Raw genomic sequence first — 15,904 nt, 5'->3', positions numbered from 1 at the left:
GCCATGAACAACGAGATCGCCACCATCGTTGCCCCAGTCGCAAAAGCAGGAGCCGCGTCAGCAGTAGCCGGATTCGTACTCGGAACACTGATCGGCTGGCTGTTCTTTCCCGACGCAATGAAGCCGTGGCAATTCGGCATGATCCTCGCCCTGGTCACGCTGTTGCTGGTTCTCGTCGCCGCCACCCCCTACGTATGGCGCCGGTACAGCGGGCAAAGCTAGCAGTGCAACCCCTCGCAGACGCCCCCCTCGAGGAGCGCACCGACAAGGCCGCCGCACAAAACCGAAACACCCTGTTCAGGCACCGCTCCACAACCGTTGTTGACCGCAGGAAACAGGCAATGATCAGGTAGAATAGACAACGGTGCGCAGCTCCCCTGCGCACCACCACACTCGCCCGAGTCGACGAAGGAGCACCGGTGACCACTGCACGCAACGCACAGTCGCACATGACCGAAGCCCAGATCGACCGAGCCATCGCCGCCGCCACAGCCGGACACCGCATGGCCGGCATGGAACCCAGCGCCACCGACGTCGAAATCGGCCGCCGGCAACTACGCGGAGAAATCACCGGCGACAAAGCCGTTGAACTCGCAGTCGCCGCAGCACTCGCCGAATACGAGGCAGCACAGCCCGAGTGAACGACCCCTACGAGTACGAGATCGCCCCAGGCGTCCTCAAAAACAAATACGGCATCACCGACCCCGCGAAACTCGCAGTAGTCGAACGAGCAGCCGCCTACCAGCGAATCCTGCAACTCGAAACACAGCCCATACCAGGCAATTTCGACTTCGACCACCTCAAAAAGATCCACCAATTCATCCTGCAAGACGTCTACGACTGGGCCGGCACCCTCCGCACCCGCGACACCGGCGCCGTCGGCATGAACCTCCCACACTGCCGACCCGAACACATCGAAAATCAAGCAGCGTTCATCTTCCGCGGAATCGCCAAAGACAACTTCCCCCAAGGACTCCCGAAAGACCGCGCCGTCGACCGACTCGCCTACCACTGGGGCGAAACCACCGTCCTGCACCCATTCCGAGACGGCAACTCCCGAACACAACGAGTCTTCTTCGACGAACTCCTCAAATCCTCCGGCTGGACCATCGACTGGCAAAAAGTCCACGCCTCCGCAGTACAAGCAGCCCGCTACGTCGCCATGGAAGCAACCCACACACCACTCCGCGACGTCCTAACCCCCGGCGTACACCGCAACAACACCGAACCACCCACACTCGCCAGCACCCAAGGCAACGTCATCCACCTCGAGGTGGCCGAGCACCACAAAGCGATGATCGAGCATCTACGCAGCGGAAACCGCGAACCCTACAACCCCAACGAACTCAGCGACCTCATACGCAGCCGCCTACTCGACTACCCGTCACAGCCACCGACGGGTTCACGGGAATCAGGGACGACCGGGCCGGAAACCTCGCGGACCCAGACACCGAAACGCGCCCACGACCTCGGCCGCGACTGAAACTCCAAACAAAAGCGGACTGACCAGCACAAATGCGGCCCGTGAATTGCTCCTACTGAAACTTTTCGGCGGGATCACTCAACAGCCGAGCAAGAGCCCGAACCGTTTTCGGGTCAGTCATATCGCCGCCCCGCGCGCAACCGATCCTCGCACCGGACGCCGCCTCCGCAGCCTGCAACTCCCGATATGCCTCAACAAGCTCAGCACTGGGATTCGCCATCAGCTCCGCTTGACGCTTCTGCTCAGCGTCGCGAGCAACGCGTATCCGCGCCGAAAACTGCTCCTCGCGCCAGATTCCGAAACGGCGACGTTTCCACAGCCCACGAACGTCCGCGCCGGCCATCCATGCCGCGAACTGCTCCTTTTCTCGCTCCCACTTCCGCGGCCGAAAATCCGGACTCCAACTATCCATCAACTTTTCCCCCACCTCGCATCAACCTGTGGACACGCCCAAATTAGCAGCGTTCAACCACCAAGCGCCGCCGACGAAGATCCGAAACGCACGTCCGACCAGCCGAAACGCGACCAAGCCTCGACCCCCGACGGACAACCCCCGGACAGAGAAATGGCCCGACTCAGGGTCGGACCATCCTCATCTCCATTTGCGATTAAGGGCCTACGAACAGCGCCCTCACGCTCTTCGTACCCATCGAACCAACCAGCCCACCAGAATCAGCGGCAACGCCAACGCCACAATCAACACCCGACGCACCAAACCTTTGAATCCAGGGATCCAAACTGCCGACTTCACAAATTCAAGCGCAGCGGGATCCCCAAAAGGAACCTCATACCCCAGCCAGCCTACGACGCGAATCAGCAGGAAAACCACGCTGATCAGACCCCAAACGGCATCCGCTGCCTTGCCGATCACCTGCATGGACCGATCGCCGCGCCACACCTGCGTTGCCAAAGACTCATCCGACCACCAACGAGATCGAGTCCTTTGTCCAGATGCATTCTCTCGACTAGATCCGTTTTCCTCATGTAACTCATTACTTCTATTCATGTGAGTGTCCTTTCGTATCAATTCACATATGTCCCCTTTGAATCAGAATTTCCACACACTTCTGGTGCACTTCCGTTCTTTCTGGGATTCCTGGCCTTCCCGATTTTTCGAGAAGGTAGAGCAATCGTACCAGGTCACACCGACAATCTGCGAGCTTCCCGGAGTCGCGAGACTGAATTGATACACCCGGCAAGAATTGGCTCTCAGCTGCCCGTACAGACACGATAATAATGCTCCGGCACTCCAAGCTGGGTGCATCGTGGCGTATTTACTAACAAGGGCTAAAAGATATCCCCTCTTAGAATACGAGCGAGTTTAAATAGGCCGTTTCTCTTCAGGGAACTCACCGCGAGAGCAGAGCTACCGCGACACCACACGTGGCCGGCCTCCGTCGCTCCCGCACAATCACCCCGCCAGCGCACCGAGTGGGAGGTGCGAACGCCAGGCCCGTTGCGGCGGTGTGTTGGCGCCTGCCCAGCGGCCGGCCACCTTCGGTGTCCTCCGAATTGAGCTCCGCTGCGCTCCGCACCAGCGAAAAGCGTTGATTTGTTTGTCCTTCTGGCCTTCCGATTCTCGTCGGCGGTGACCTGCGCGCAACCCCTGGCGGCGATGCCGGCCCGAGGGCTCCGAGAAATTTTCTCAACCCGCACTCGCACGCTCGCAGAGAAATTTTCCCGGCCCAGGGGTGGCACTCCGGCCCCCTCATGCCGACGCGATTCTCCTTTGCCAGCAGGGCAAAAAAATTGGCGGCCACCGAGCAGGGGGACGCCACCGGATCAGCGGAGGTTCCAGTTATGAGCGCACAGGCGAAGACCACGGCGGACAAGAGCGCAGCGCGCCGCGAGCAGGCCGCCGCACTGCACGAGAGCATCACCGCGAAGGTTGCCCAGCTCACCGACACCGATGCATGGGCCGCCTACCTGACCGCCGCAGCAGCGTTCCACGCGTACAGCTTCAACAACGTGATGTTGATTTTCTCGCAGGCGCCGGACGCGAGCCAGGTCGCCGGATTCCGCAAGTGGCAGGAACTCGGACGCCAGGTCCGCAAGGGCGAAAAGTCGATCAAGATTTTCGGCTACTCGACCAAGAAGATCACCGAAACCGACACCGAGACCGGCGAGGAAACCACTCGCCGAGCAGCACGGTTCCCGATCCTGTCCGTGTTCGACATCGCCCAGACCGATCCGATCGAAGGGCACCCCGCAGCAGCAGCCGAGACCATCACCACCCGACTGCAAGGCGAAGACCCCGCCGCCATCTACACCCGCATCGCACAGGTGATGACGGAACAGGGATGGACCGTCACCCGCGAGCACATCGCCGGAGAATCGAACGGCCGCACCAGCCTCGACGGATCACGCCGCATCATCGTCGACGACACGATCAGCGACGCACAAGCCGCGAAAACGATGATTCACGAAGCCGCTCACGCGCTCATGCACGCCAGCGGAGACATCGAGCCCGCCGAGCTGCACCGAGGCCGCGCCGAAGTGGAAGCCGAATCCGTCGCCTACGTCCTGGCCGGATTACTCGGACTGGATACCACCGATTACAGCATCGGCTACATCGCCGGATGGGGAAACGGAGACCTCGAGGTCATCACCGACACAGCCCGCGCAGTCCTGGCGACCGTCCACACCCTCGCCGAGGCACTCGAACCCCGCGCCGACGAAGCCGAGGACACCGCAGCCGCATAGACGGCAGCACCCCGCAAACGCAGTGCGACACCGGGCGGTAAGAGGCCGCCCGGTGTCGCACCCGAAAGTCTACGAAAGGGCAACGACATGAGCACCACCACCGACGAGCTGCGCGCCGACACGATGTACAGCAACACCATCGACGCCGCGTACCCCGCGATTACACCCTCAGGAATGGCGGCCGCCGAGATCCTCGAGACACTGACCGCAAAGATCACCGCCGCCACGAGCGCGGTAGGGATGCAAGCCGAAATCGGGTGGCTCACCCTCGCGCACGAAGTGAGCGCCCGCGAAGCCGTCGCCCTGCTCGCCGTCGCGACCCGCCGCGCCTACGACGCCGGACAGATCGCACCCTCACGCGTGAATCGGGTTTACGGCCGAGTCGAGCGCGCCGCCGCACCGCACGGAATCCGGTTCCGGTGGTGAGCGCCCCGAAGGCAGAGGCGATGGTGGATCCGCAGATGTTCACCGGATGCGTTCTCGCGGGATGCTCGAACATCGTGGCCGAGGACGGAGAAATCTGCTCGCAGTGCCGTCGCATCTTCGGCGACATGATCAGGCCCGTATCCGAGCGAGAGCGCGCCGAGACCACCGAACCCCCACGGCCCGCCGCGACCGGACCGCAGCAGTTGACCCGACGCAATCAACGATGCTGGCTGTGCGAGCAACGCCGCACCTGTACCCGGGTCGGTGGTCAGTGGGAGTGCTGCGACTGCGCGCGGCCGGCGCAAAGGTGACGCCTGCCCGGCGGCCGGCCACCTTCGGCGTCCCCCGAAATGAACTCCGCTGCGCTACGTCCTGATGAAGAACATCTTTTTGTTCTCCTTCTGGCCTTCCGATTCTCGTCGGCGGTGACCTGCGCGCAACCCCTGGCGGCGCAAGCGCCGGCCGATGGCTCCGAGAAATTTTCGTCACTCGCAAGCTCCCGCCGAAATTTTCTCGGCCCAGGGGTGGCACTCCGGCCCCCTCATGCCGACGCGATTCTCCTTTGCCAGCAGGCGAAAAAAATTGGCGGGGCACCCGGCCCGGTCACTTTCATCAGCGAGGGGAACGACATGCAGCGCATCCGTTTGAACACCGCCACCGAGGTACTCGCCTCCATCCCCACCATGCTCGGATTCATCCCGACCGCATCGGTCATCGTGATCATGCTCAAAGACGAAATCGTCGACGGCCGAACCACCAAACAGATTGCCCTTGTCACGCGCACCGACGCCGCCACCGGCGAGGGTGCCGAATTCGATCCCGCACCGTACCTCCAAGCCGCCGCACGCGCCGAGACCACCGCCACGATCTGCGTTGCCGTCGCCGAAGACGCCGCCGCAGTCATCGCGCTCGACCAGATCGCGATCCTGCGCCAGGGATTCCGTGACGCCGGAATCCACGACATGCTCGCCCTGCACGTCACCGCGCTCGAAGCCGGAGCGTTGTGGACCGACCTCGACACGTACGCGACCGGACTCACCGAAGACCCGAACGCCTCAACGTTGAGCATTCACAACGCCGTCGAAGAGGGCCGCAGCACCGCAGCCTCACGCGAGGACATCGCCGCCCGCTACGCCGTCACCGTCGAAGCGGACACCGCACCCGCACACGCAGCGCTGCACGCACAGGGACCGGACTTCGTTCGCCACACCGTCACCGAACTCGTGACACTCATCCGCACACGCGGCAACCCGGACGCCGAGCTGGCCGGCCGTGTCGGACTGTGCGCCACGATCAGCCCCACCGCACGTGATGCCCTGCTGTTCACCGCCAACGGAAACGAGCACGCAGCCGCCCATGCGTTCGCGACCATCGCCCGCCAGGTACGCGGCAACGCTCGAATTCAGATTCTCACCGTCGCGGCGTACTGCTCATACATCAGCGGCGACGGACCCAGTACCGGTATCGCGCTGGAGGCTGCGCAAGCCGCAGTGATCGAAGGCAACGGCGAGCACGACACCCCGCTGCGTAACTTGCTCGACTTTGCACTCGAGCACGCGGTCTCGCCCGCCGCAGTCACCACGCAGCTGCACGCGATCAGCGCGGAGGCAGCGCGATCCTTCGGCGTCGGCGTCGACAACCTCGACAGCTGAAAAACGGCAGCGGCCCCGACTTCGCGAAGAAGTCGGGGCCGCTCCCGTATGCGGTGGCGCTTGTTCGGGCATCGAGCCCGAACAAGCGCTGCGCCAGTATCTCGGTACGCCACCATTGCAGCGCGGCGCACCGGATGTCAGTTGAACAAATGCTCCGTGTTCCCCGGTGGTGGAAACGCAATGTCGATCGGCACTGCCGATTCAGATTCAACGGTGTGACCGTCGACGACGGCCGCGAGATCCGCAGCAGTGATCACACGCAGATGCTTCGTTGCCTGATACAGCGTCGACTCCAATGCAGAGCGGGTACTGATGGTGTGCTCCTCAGCCATACTCAGATCCTTTCGATTCGTTTTCGGTCGTACATCAAACTCCACGTGAAGATCGGGCAGTAGTCACATCGTCAGATAGTTCCCGACCATGATGATCGCGTTGTAGACGCCGTGCGTTGCGATCGCCGGCCATAACGAGCGCGTGTAGAGCGCGATGGCCGTAAACGCTATTGCGTTCACACCAGCGTTGACGACGTTGCCGGTACCGAAGTCTGAATGAACGAGCGCAAAAGCCACCACGGTCAGCAGTGAGATCCCTGTCAGGAGGACCCAGTTCCGGGGTCGCGCACGCTGCACCGCCAACACGACTGACCGGAATATGACTTCCTCCGCGAGTGCCGCACCGATGAACGCTGTAGCCAGTGCTGTGAGGATTCCTCCTCGCAGGTACTGATCACGTCGCTGCTGTCTCGCCGCAATCTGTTCGGGATCGGTCACAGTGAACAGCTCAGGATCGAGGGACCCGATCGCGAACCACATCAGAAACAAGCCCAAACCGAGAAGCGAAGGGAGGAGCACACCCCACACAGCTACTCGCACCCACACTGGAGAGCGCGAAGACGGTCGGGGAACCACGAACCCGAGCCACTTCAGAGATCTCCGAACCCCGACCCACATCCAGCGGCCTGTTCGAGACCATTCACCACGATCAAACTTCGGTCGTCGGGATCCAGACTTTCGCGACTCCCAGACGAGAACAGTGAATACGACGCCGCTCAGGGGCAGCAGGATCATGATGTCGATCTTCGGATTGGCGACAGCGGTAGCGGACAGCGCAATCGTCACGCCGAGCGCGACACCAATAAAACAGCGATCGAAGACACGCCCGGGAAGTACTCGCTCCTGCCAGAGATGTAGCGCCATACGGCGCGACGGCCGCGGGGGCATCGAACTGCGAGAGCCAACCTCATCTTCGGCGACTCTCGGCAGTCCGCCTGTCACTCGTTGCTCTTCGGGCTGACTGCCGGTGCCGCGACCGCCGAATCGGCAGACTTCTTCGACGAAACCCTCTTCGTGCTCGACCGCCTTCCGGCAGTCTTACGGTCACCAGTGACACGCCACTGCTTAATCGAGGCTTCGGTGAATCCGACGCGCAGCGCTTCGGTCAAGGCCGCATCGAGTTTCCCCGTATTCGCGGCGTCCTTGCGGGCGAACTCCTCGCGCGTATCGAGCAGTTCCTTGTGTGCGGTCGCCACCACACGGATGATCTTCATCTTCTCTTCGGCTTCCGCCTTGATAGCTGCATCGAGTGCGTCGAAGTCTGGTGTGTTCGGTGTCGTGTTCATGCGCTACATCGTAGGAGAAATCTCGCCCGCCTGTGCACCACTGAACGTGCGCTAAGCGCAACTCGCCGAGACTCGTCCCGTTGTCCACGGGTGGGTGTCCGGGGCGGCGTTGTGTGCACACCAGACGCGGAGCGGAGGAATCTGGTGTGTGCCCAATGCCGAGAACCCCGGTGCCTACCTGTGGGCAACATCAACTACCCGAACTGCGTATCGACGCGCTCCGCGCGGCGCATCTTCTTTTCTCCGAGATTCGACCACAGATCGGGACTGCTCCGATCCTCATGTGGATGCCCGAGATTTCCCTCTCCGCTCCGCTGCGTCTCAGGCACCCACAATCGGGACCAGCCCCCAAATGGGGACGAATTCGAGACCGGAGGAACTCGCAGGCTCGTCCTGGCGCTTTTGAGATTTCGGGGACGAGACTCAGGACGGAAGTGACCCCTAAATCTAAGCACCGGCAGAGCAAGATAGCAACTTAGGTGCCCTAAGTTGGTTCAGGTCTTGCCGCTGCGCTCTGGACCTGAGACACTGGCGTGTAGCCCCACGTGGTGGGGGCGCTGCGCTGGGCCGAAGGGAGGCACGACGGACATGAGTGAAGACGAGGTCAATCGACCCCGCCGGTTCCGTCGTGAACGCCGGGAGAATGTGCCGGGCGGTCGAGCTGGCCGGCACGTGGTGAAGGTGACTCCCGAGGAGGAGTCCGAGTTGCTGCGCCGTGCGCAGGAAGCGCGCATCACTGTGGCGCGGTTGATGGTCGAGTCCGCCCTGTCCGACTCCGGGGAAACTGCCACCGATCGGCGCGATCTTGCCGCGGAGTTGTTCTCCGCGTTTCGGTTGCTGTCGGCGATTTCGATCAACATCAACCAGATAGCGAAAGCTACCAACGCAACCGGAGAGATCCCGGCCGAACTGAACGGCGCACTGGTCAGCGTGCGGCGTTTGGCGGACCGAATTCACGGCACCCTCGACGAGATGTCCGCGCCGTGATCGTCAAGATTTCCCGCGGCGCCAAAGTCACCGGACTGATGTCGTACCTCGCTGGTCCGGGCAAGAGCAACGAGCACACCGACCCGCACCTGGTCGCCGGTGACTACGCGATCATGGCGTGGCACGACGACAACGAACTCAGCGGCGTCGACGCTCTCGCGATCGGCAAGCAGATCGACCAGCCACGCAAAGTGTTCGGCACCGAAATCAAGATCCCGAACTACCTACGCGACGATGCCGGCCAGGACGTCCGTGACAGTCACGGCAAGAAGGTCCGCGACCCGATCGACCCGTACCGCGACGGCAATGTCTGGCATTGCTCGCTCTCGCTCAAGGCCGCCGAAGGCGAGCTGACGGACGAGCAGTGGAACAAGATCGCCACTGAGTTCATGGACGAAATGGGGTTCACCGACACCTCCGGGCGCAGCCCCGCGAGGTGGGTCGCCGTCCGACACGGGGTGTCCGCGAAAGGTAACGACCACATCCACATCGCCGCCTCCGCCGTGCGCGAAGACGGAACGAAGGTCAACCTCTACCGTGACTGGAAACGAGCGAGCGACGCGGCCGCACGTATCGAACGCGAACACGGCCTCGCTGTCATCGAATCCCGTCAGAGCAAGACCGGCGAACGCGGCTACCACCGCGCCGAGAATGCACGCGCAGTACGCAACGGGCAGACCGAACTCGACCGCGATCTCCTCGCACGGCGCGTGCGTGCTTGCGCGACATCGTCGAAGTCCGAAGCGGAGTTCGTACGCCGGCTTCGCGGGCAAGGTTTGATCGTTCGTCCTCGCTTCGCCTCCGGACGCGATGACGTCGTAGTCGGATACAAGGTCGCCGTCAGACCCGACCGCGATGCAACCGGAGCCGATGCCAAACCGATCTTCTACGGCGGCGGGCACCTGGCTAAAGACTTGACCCTCCCGCGGCTCCGCAAGGAATGGGAAGACACCCCTGCGGCATCATCGGAAGCCGTCGACGAATGGCGCAGCGCACGGCGCGAGCGTCCCGCCGCGCGCCCCGGACGTGAAGCGAAAATGCTCGACCCGAAGCTATTGGAGCGAGCTGCCCGCGACATCGCAGCCTGGAACAAATACCTTGCTTCGATTCCTGCCACCGACCGAGCGCAATGGGCACGCGCGGCAGGCCGCACCGCCGGCGTTTTCGACGCATGGTCAGTCCGCACCGAGGCCACACCCGGACCCCTTGCCCACGCTGCGAAGCAACTAGCCCGATCCTCACAGATCCCTGCACATCAGCATGCACCGAAGAAGGCGGGCGTCGTCTCCGCCGGGGGTGCGGCGCTGATCTTGATGCAAACAAGCCCACAGCTCGGCAAGGCAGCGTCGTACGCGCTGCTGATGCGTCAACTGATCAAGTCAGTTGAAGCGATCGCCGCCGCACATCGCGCAGCCGGCGACTTGAGCCGGGCGCGTGACCTCGAGATGACCTCGCGCTTGGAACTCGAAGCGATCCACCGGCAGATGCCGCAGTCTCGTTCGGAGGTCGAGCACGTCGCGACCGAAGGTAGCGTTACGGTCCTCGAACGACCGATTGCAGAAGTCGAGATCACGACGGAGACACCCACTCTGCCGGAACCGACCGCCGATGACGCGGCAACACTCGCAGCTGGCGACTTCCCTGTCTCAGCACGGGAAGCCGCGAAGCGAGGTCCATCACCGATTGCTCCCCGACTCGATCCTCAACGAGAACAAGCCCGAGCGGGAAAGAACCGGGACCACGGCACCGAGCGTTAGCGCGAAAAGAGATCAGGAGGCGGACGGATCCAGGCGCCCTTTAGTCACCGGTTGGGACTCGAGTCGGTGCTGTCGAGAGCGCCGCAATGACACGATCGGGTGCAGTGAGAAGTTCAGCGACACGGCAGAAAGTTTCGTTCCAGTCTGTAGCGCTGTCGAACTTTTTGGACTGAAGAGCACCAACGAACATGGTTCGTACGGGCGCCGCTATTCCTGCAAGATAGGAATCCTCTAACGCTTTAGAAAACTGCGCAAAGGCCTGCGACGAGGCATCGTCGCAGGCCTTTGCAGCGTGAGCGATAGCGGCCACCTTCGGGTCCTTGGCGGTCTTAGGGAATCGCCGCTCGAGCCTTCCGATTCCAGATGTGTCCGGACGTGCAGCCTCGATCGCGGCGCATTCGGACGCATACGCGATTGCTGCTTGTGCCGCGGCCGCACACGGACGATCGCACGTCGCAAATGGGATGGCGACCGTCTGCACTGTCGCGATCACCGCGGGGACGACAGCGAGCGAGATCGACCCCTTGTGCTCATGGCGGTTGATATACCGCAGCACACGATGGCCGTTCGCTCGCACTACCGACTGAGCGGTGAGACCGACCCAGTTGCTGGCCTCCCCACGCACATCTGTCACGTCTTTGGGATCGACGCAAAGCGTGACTCTGTGAAGGTGGAACTGGGAGTCAGCATCTGACTCGTTACGCATCCGTCGCAACATGTTTTCGATAGCGGCCTCGTAGGTTCCAAGATGGATCGCCGAGTCCGTCGGTTCGTCGTTCATCGGAGGCCACTCGCGGTACGTGGAGGTGTGGTACCAAGCCACACCCGACAGAGCGCTCGGATCGAGAGCGACATCGTCAGGCGCTGACACTGCCAGATCGTGCTCGTCCTCCGTTGTAACCGTGTCACCACAGTGAACGCAACGTACTCGCTCACCGGTGACGTACTGCTCAAAGGTCAGCCGAGTTCTATCCCTGCAGGAAGGACAGATGATCCAGCAGTGTTCATACCCGAAATCAACTCTTCGGTCGGCAACCACTATCGACTCCTTGGCTTGTTATGGCCTTCGGGCTTAATCCGATTCCTCGGCCCTTCTCCTACGCCCGCCCTCCAGCTCATCTGAGCGCATTTGAGCGCGTTCGACGAGCCAATCCCACGAGTGGATGTCGACATTGCGAGTGGCGGCGAGCCTCCGTCGGGTTGCGTTCGTACGCGGAGGCGTCTCGTGGCGACGACCGATGATCACAAGGCCACGCACATTGGAATGGATGTCGACGAGCCCGAGGCCATCCTTGTGCCGAGGATTTCTTACATACTGGAGGTTGCTCTCCATGAATCCGCGCCAGTCGTCGATCTGTTGGAGGGCATGGAGAAGCCATGTGTTGGGGCGGCCATCCTTGTTGAACATCTTGCGTTGCGGGCCTTCGAGCTCCACCGCGAGCCACTCAAACCCCAGTGAACTGTTCTCCGCGATCATGTAGTCGCTTCTGAAATGATCGCCGAATTTCTTCTCTGGAATGACCCATCTCCCGTGGCCACCGGCTAGCGGTTGCACCAGCAGGTGGGGTCGGGAGGACAAGAATTTCTGCATATCCCGTTCGTCTTTCGCGTCGTGGAGCGCGCGGCGAAATTCGTCGACGTCGTCGGGCGTGATGGTGTCCCACGTGACGGAAAATTCAGTAAGCGATAGTTCTGCCTCTGCTTGTCGCGCTTTGCGCGCTTCGTAATCTTTGTGGTCTTGGAGAATCGCTGCCCACTCGTCTTCGTCCAGTGAAACGTCATCGACGTTCGGTTCGTCGCAAGGGTCCTCGGGAATGATCTCTGACATGCAATTTCTCCTCGCACTTAGTGAAGTTTCCGTGACTCTACGGACAAATCTGATTGTTCAGCGGTGAGACGTGCAAACCGTGTCGATTAGTAGTTACGGCCTTCCTCTAACGCGCCGATGGCAGCAGCTGAGGTCGGTCGACGGGCAAAGCTTCGGGATCCGCGCTTGTGCACGGATCCCGAAGTCGGAGTCATGAAGGGGTGGAGGAATCTCAGGGTTCTGTCCTCAGGTCCTCGAGATATGTCAGCGTCATCGGTGACGTTTCGAGCTCCGTCAATGCGAACTCGCCTTGTCGGGCGTCACCGAATTGCACGACGACCAGCGCACGTTCGGGAATAAAGTCGTCACCGGAAGGAGCCGGCGGGAACATCGTCTCGACCCATTCACGGTCGAACGGTTCCTCCCCGGCAACCACGAATCGCCACACGTCGCCGTGCGAGATGGTCAGCAGGTCGTCGGCCCAGAGTCGAAGGACGCGCTCAGCGGGCGGGTCGATCCAGCCACCGAAGCCGTACTCGGGGTGGGCGAAGTCGAAACCGGAGCCTGGGGGCACTGACAAGGTGATGGCAGGTACTCGTACTGCGGTGTCGCCATGCGGGTACATGACCGCGTGATTGAACGTGCCGATCATCAAAGTCAGCCCGACCTCCTCAGTAAGGAATCGGCCGTACGTGTCCGGGGCCGCCAAGCGTGGCCACCTCGATGGCCCCGAGACAGGTCGGGGCTCCGGGGCCACTGGCGGCGGGCTCGTTTCGGATGATGGTGTGTCGATCTTCTGCTGCACTGTTCGTCGCTTGAACGGCCACATCGGTCGGTCTCCTTCGTAGATCGCGGGGTGGTCGGCTATCGGCCGGCGTGTTGGCGTTCCTGGCTGCGGCCCTTGCTCGGACGTCCTTTCCTTGCGACCGGCGGTTTACCGGTCCCGGTCTGCACCGCTCCTCGGGGATGCTTAGCCTGGTCGAGGTCGGCCGTCATCCGGGCCCCGATCGTTTCCTTGTCCACTCCTCCGGCGTTCATGTCGGCGGCGAGGGCATCGCGCCGTTCAGCCGAGTCGTACTCGGCTTCCGCAGCCGCCCGATGAGCGTCTGCGTCTTCGGCGATTTCAGTTTCGGCCGGCGTACCTTCGGCCTCTGTCGCCGTCTTGTCGAGCCGATCGGCCTCAGCCATCAGCTCTGAGGCCTTCACGTTCTCGCGTTCGGCGAGTTCCTGTTCGGCGGCAGCGGCCCGCTTGGCTTCTTCGGCGGCCTGGAGCAGGTTCTCTATTTCTCGCGGGTCGATCCCGGGGGCGGCCGCATCTATTCCGTACCGTGTCTGGACTTCCTTGCGGATGCGATCTGCGGCATCGGCCGCGGGCTGCGAGTGGTCCTGCCAGCCGCGGGCCTGCTGCCAGCTGTCGGCGATCTGCGCATGGGAAGCGTCCTCCCACCAGCGGTCCGTCATCACCGGACGTAGCTGCGCCTCGATCGCACTGCGCTCAGCGACGAGCCGCTCACGCAGTTCACGGGCAGCCTGCACGCTTTTGGCTTCGGCGTCGCGGATCTGCTTCTCACGTGCGCGACCCATCTGCTCTGCGAGACGGGACGCAGACTGCAAACCGACCCGGAACATGCGCGTGAGCTCTTGATTAACCTCACCGATTTCGTCGTGCTCTGACATCAGTTGTTGCCTTCCTTGTGGGGTGACGCCGCTGTGGGCGCGGATTCAGGGGAGAGACGCAGGTCGGGGAACATCGACGACGGTGCGGGTTCAATCGGCAAGGGCACGATCGCGAAGTCGCCGCCGGCATGACCGCTGCGGACCGAGCACGCTTTGAACGTGCCCTCTGGATCGAAAAGCTGCGCCATGTGGTGGTCGGCGTGATCGCGCCACCACACACTCATCCCGGTCGAGGGATCCAGGCGCAGACGCTCCCATGCGCGCCACAGGGCTTCCAACCGGGAGATAGCTTCGGCATGTTTCCACCACTGCGTGCACCAGTTCCTTGACGACCCCTCGATCACCTCACGCCGATAGACAGGGGCGATCCGTTCGCGCACGAACTCCTCCACAGATCCGAACACCAGCTCCGGCTCTGCCGGCTGCTCCGACTCCGGTTCCGGATCGGCGAGCGAAATCTCGAGCTGCGCCAGCAACCGCGCCGCCGCCGCGGCTTCGAGTCGCGCGTACAGCTCCGGAGTGAGGATTTCCGACCACTTCGCTTCAGCGATCGCGTCGGCTTCCTTCTGGATGCGCTTGAGAACTGCCTTGCCGACCATCGCCTCGAGGTTCTCGCTCAGCGGCGCTTCGACATTTGGTTCATCTCCCCCGCCGAGGGGCGTGTACGCGGATGGGGGTGGATAGTCCGCATCTTCCGGCGGCAGATAGTCAGCCTCGCCCGGATCGAAATCGTCCTCCGGCGGTGGCTCGAACGGCGCGTTCACAGCGACACCGCCTCACACGCAGCCCCCGCGTGGTCTGGCTTGAGCCATTCGGACAGGCCTTCTTCTGCTTCCGCCAACGTCGCCGGGGCTGCCGGATCGTGGGCTTCGATTGACGCCCTGATCTGGTCGGCGTGCGGGCCGGCCATCCACGGCGCCGTCCGTACGATCACAGGCCGGTTACCGGAGGAACGTACGATCGCCCGGCCACGTGGCAGTGCTTCGAGTTCGGATTCGGTGAACGTACGAACTTTGGTGCGCTGCTTGGAAGTGGATCGGCCTTGCGAGGAGGCTGTGACCGACCCGGTGATCTCCCAATGGTCACCGATCGCGGTGGACATGTCCCGAAGGAACACCCCGTCATCGACGGCGACACCACCGCCGTAGACCTTGACGTTCGCCGCCGACCACAGTTTCTTCATCCCGCGTTCGCCCCACACCTCCACGCCCTGTGACCAGGACTGCAAGATCGCCATGATGATGATTCCGCGTGAACCGTAGTGGCTGTAGAGGCTAGGCAGCTTGGACCAGCGCACGACGTTGGCCACCTCGTCGAGAGGAGCGACGAGAGGAACAGGCAGACGTCCCTTCGGCGAGGTGGTCGCGAGTTCTTCGGCTGCGTCGATCACGGCGACGGTCAACGCCGTAACCAGTGGGCCGGCCGAACCGTTGCCCTCGCGGGAAAGGCTGTAGAGCGTGCCTCCGGAACGAACGAATTCACGAGGATCGAAATGCGGCCGCGGATCGGACAAACCGTCCGACGTCACCCAGGGATGAATCGTCCTGATCTTGAGCGAGCGGATCATCTTCTTGGCAGTACCGAACACACCGCCGCGTTGTTTGTCGGGTGCGTTGTACTGCCCGGCCAGGCCGTCCGCCTGCAATCCGTACCCATGTTGGCGAAGGATCTTCACCGCTTCCTGGTTCTGCACGTCCGTGACCCACGTATATGCCTGTGTGATCGGGCGGCGATCGAGTGCCGCAGCCAGGAACAGTGCCGCCAACAGATCCTTTCCTTCCGGATCGAAGAATG

General features: G+C 62.4%; 20 protein-coding genes. 9 read left to right on the top strand and 11 right to left on the bottom strand.

Annotated elements, in window-relative coordinates; genetic code table 11:
• The first annotated feature begins 3 nt into the window (after positions 1–3).
• The 3 genes from MTX36_RS21445 (at position 4) to MTX36_RS21435 (ending at position 1,483) form a co-directional block, all read left to right on the top strand.
• Entirely contained in the window at positions 4–222 is a 219-nt protein-coding gene (locus tag MTX36_RS21445; RefSeq protein WP_219468629.1) for a hypothetical protein, read from the top strand.
• Positions 223–419: 197 nt separating this feature from the next.
• Complete coding sequence (locus tag MTX36_RS21440) at positions 420–641, top strand: antitoxin VbhA family protein (RefSeq protein WP_219468632.1); 222 nt, start codon at positions 420–422, stop codon at positions 639–641.
• Positions 638–1,483, top strand: a complete 846-nt coding sequence (locus MTX36_RS21435) for a Fic family protein (protein ID WP_243621721.1) — start codon at positions 638–640, stop codon at positions 1,481–1,483. The genes MTX36_RS21440 and MTX36_RS21435 overlap by 4 nt, the downstream gene beginning before the upstream one ends.
• Before the next feature lie 52 nt (positions 1,484–1,535).
• On the opposite strand, the gene MTX36_RS21430 is transcribed toward MTX36_RS21435, so the two are convergent.
• Both MTX36_RS21430 and MTX36_RS21425 read right to left on the bottom strand, forming a co-directional pair.
• Positions 1,536–1,895, bottom strand: coding sequence for a hypothetical protein (locus tag MTX36_RS21430; RefSeq protein ID WP_219468634.1), 360 nt, complete (start codon positions 1,893–1,895; stop codon positions 1,536–1,538).
• Positions 1,896–2,114: 219 nt separating this feature from the next.
• On the bottom strand, positions 2,115–2,393 hold the full coding sequence (locus MTX36_RS21425; protein WP_243621720.1) for a hypothetical protein: 279 nt from the start codon (positions 2,391–2,393) through the stop codon (positions 2,115–2,117).
• A gap of 890 nt (positions 2,394–3,283) precedes the next feature.
• Here MTX36_RS21425 and MTX36_RS21420 point away from each other — a divergent pair.
• The 4 genes from MTX36_RS21420 to MTX36_RS21405 all read left to right on the top strand — a co-directional run bounded on the left by MTX36_RS21420 (position 3,284) and on the right by MTX36_RS21405 (position 6,264).
• A complete protein-coding gene (locus tag MTX36_RS21420) occupies positions 3,284–4,186 on the top strand; it encodes an ArdC-like ssDNA-binding domain-containing protein (RefSeq protein WP_219468637.1) in 903 nt (300 codons plus the stop codon).
• Positions 4,187–4,273: 87 nt separating this feature from the next.
• Positions 4,274–4,612, top strand: a complete 339-nt coding sequence (locus tag MTX36_RS21415) for a hypothetical protein (protein ID WP_219468642.1) — start codon at positions 4,274–4,276, stop codon at positions 4,610–4,612.
• Positions 4,609–4,923 (top strand): hypothetical protein, encoded by a 315-nt coding sequence (locus MTX36_RS21410; protein ID WP_243621718.1) that lies wholly within the window; start codon positions 4,609–4,611, stop codon positions 4,921–4,923. Before MTX36_RS21415 ends, MTX36_RS21410 begins: the two co-directional genes overlap by 4 nt.
• A 318-nt stretch (positions 4,924–5,241) precedes the next feature.
• On the top strand, positions 5,242–6,264 hold the full coding sequence (locus MTX36_RS21405) for a DUF4192 family protein (protein WP_243621717.1): 1,023 nt from the start codon (positions 5,242–5,244) through the stop codon (positions 6,262–6,264).
• A gap of 137 nt (positions 6,265–6,401) precedes the next feature.
• Here MTX36_RS21405 and MTX36_RS21400 read toward each other — a convergent pair whose 3' ends face one another.
• From MTX36_RS21400 to MTX36_RS21390, 3 genes are all read right to left on the bottom strand, one after another.
• Positions 6,402–6,596 (bottom strand): hypothetical protein, encoded by a 195-nt coding sequence (locus tag MTX36_RS21400; RefSeq protein WP_219468651.1) that lies wholly within the window; start codon positions 6,594–6,596, stop codon positions 6,402–6,404.
• Between the two features lie 63 nt (positions 6,597–6,659).
• Positions 6,660–7,538 (bottom strand): CPBP family intramembrane glutamic endopeptidase, encoded by an 879-nt coding sequence (locus tag MTX36_RS30295; protein ID WP_243621715.1) that lies wholly within the window; start codon positions 7,536–7,538, stop codon positions 6,660–6,662.
• Positions 7,535–7,882: a hypothetical protein gene (locus MTX36_RS21390; RefSeq protein ID WP_219468657.1), complete on the bottom strand. Its 348-nt coding sequence runs from the start codon at positions 7,880–7,882 to the stop codon at positions 7,535–7,537. Before MTX36_RS21390 ends, MTX36_RS30295 begins: the two co-directional genes overlap by 4 nt.
• Before the next feature lie 588 nt (positions 7,883–8,470).
• On the opposite strand from MTX36_RS21390, the gene mobC reads away from it, so the two are divergent.
• Together mobC and MTX36_RS21380 are read left to right on the top strand one after the other, a co-directional pair.
• Positions 8,471–8,869, top strand: a complete 399-nt coding sequence (mobC, locus tag MTX36_RS21385) for a plasmid mobilization relaxosome protein MobC (protein WP_243621712.1) — start codon at positions 8,471–8,473, stop codon at positions 8,867–8,869.
• Positions 8,866–10,626 carry a relaxase/mobilization nuclease domain-containing protein gene (locus tag MTX36_RS21380; protein ID WP_219468659.1) on the top strand — a complete coding sequence of 587 codons (1,761 nt, stop codon included), beginning with the start codon at positions 8,866–8,868 and terminating at the stop codon, positions 10,624–10,626. Before mobC ends, MTX36_RS21380 begins: the two co-directional genes overlap by 4 nt.
• Before the next feature lie 40 nt (positions 10,627–10,666).
• Here MTX36_RS21380 and MTX36_RS21375 read toward each other — a convergent pair whose 3' ends face one another.
• From MTX36_RS21375 to MTX36_RS21350, 6 genes are all read right to left on the bottom strand, one after another.
• On the bottom strand, positions 10,667–11,497 hold the full coding sequence (locus tag MTX36_RS21375) for a hypothetical protein (RefSeq protein ID WP_219468662.1): 831 nt from the start codon (positions 11,495–11,497) through the stop codon (positions 10,667–10,669).
• A gap of 201 nt (positions 11,498–11,698) precedes the next feature.
• The gene (locus MTX36_RS21370; RefSeq protein WP_065353053.1) at positions 11,699–12,454 is read right to left on the bottom strand and encodes a Shedu anti-phage system protein SduA domain-containing protein; all 756 of its coding nucleotides are present in this window, start codon (positions 12,452–12,454) and stop codon (positions 11,699–11,701) included.
• A 211-nt stretch (positions 12,455–12,665) separates the two neighbouring features.
• Positions 12,666–13,142 (bottom strand): hypothetical protein, encoded by a 477-nt coding sequence (locus tag MTX36_RS21365; RefSeq protein ID WP_219468665.1) that lies wholly within the window; start codon positions 13,140–13,142, stop codon positions 12,666–12,668.
• Positions 13,143–13,297: 155 nt separating this feature from the next.
• Complete coding sequence (locus tag MTX36_RS21360) at positions 13,298–14,110, bottom strand: hypothetical protein (RefSeq protein ID WP_219468667.1); 813 nt, start codon at positions 14,108–14,110, stop codon at positions 13,298–13,300.
• Complete coding sequence (locus MTX36_RS21355) at positions 14,110–14,874, bottom strand: DUF4913 domain-containing protein (protein ID WP_243621710.1); 765 nt, start codon at positions 14,872–14,874, stop codon at positions 14,110–14,112. The genes MTX36_RS21360 and MTX36_RS21355 overlap by 1 nt, the downstream gene beginning before the upstream one ends.
• Positions 14,871–15,904: type IV secretory system conjugative DNA transfer family protein (locus MTX36_RS21350; protein ID WP_243621708.1), on the bottom strand; the 1,034-nt coding region annotated here is incomplete at its 5' end. The genes MTX36_RS21350 and MTX36_RS21355, both read right to left, overlap by 4 nt.

This window comes from Rhodococcus sp. ARC_M6 (assembly GCF_022810305.1).
Taxonomy (GTDB): domain Bacteria; phylum Actinomycetota; class Actinomycetes; order Mycobacteriales; family Mycobacteriaceae; genus Rhodococcus_F.
This window is presented reverse-complemented; position numbering and strand designations above follow the sequence as displayed.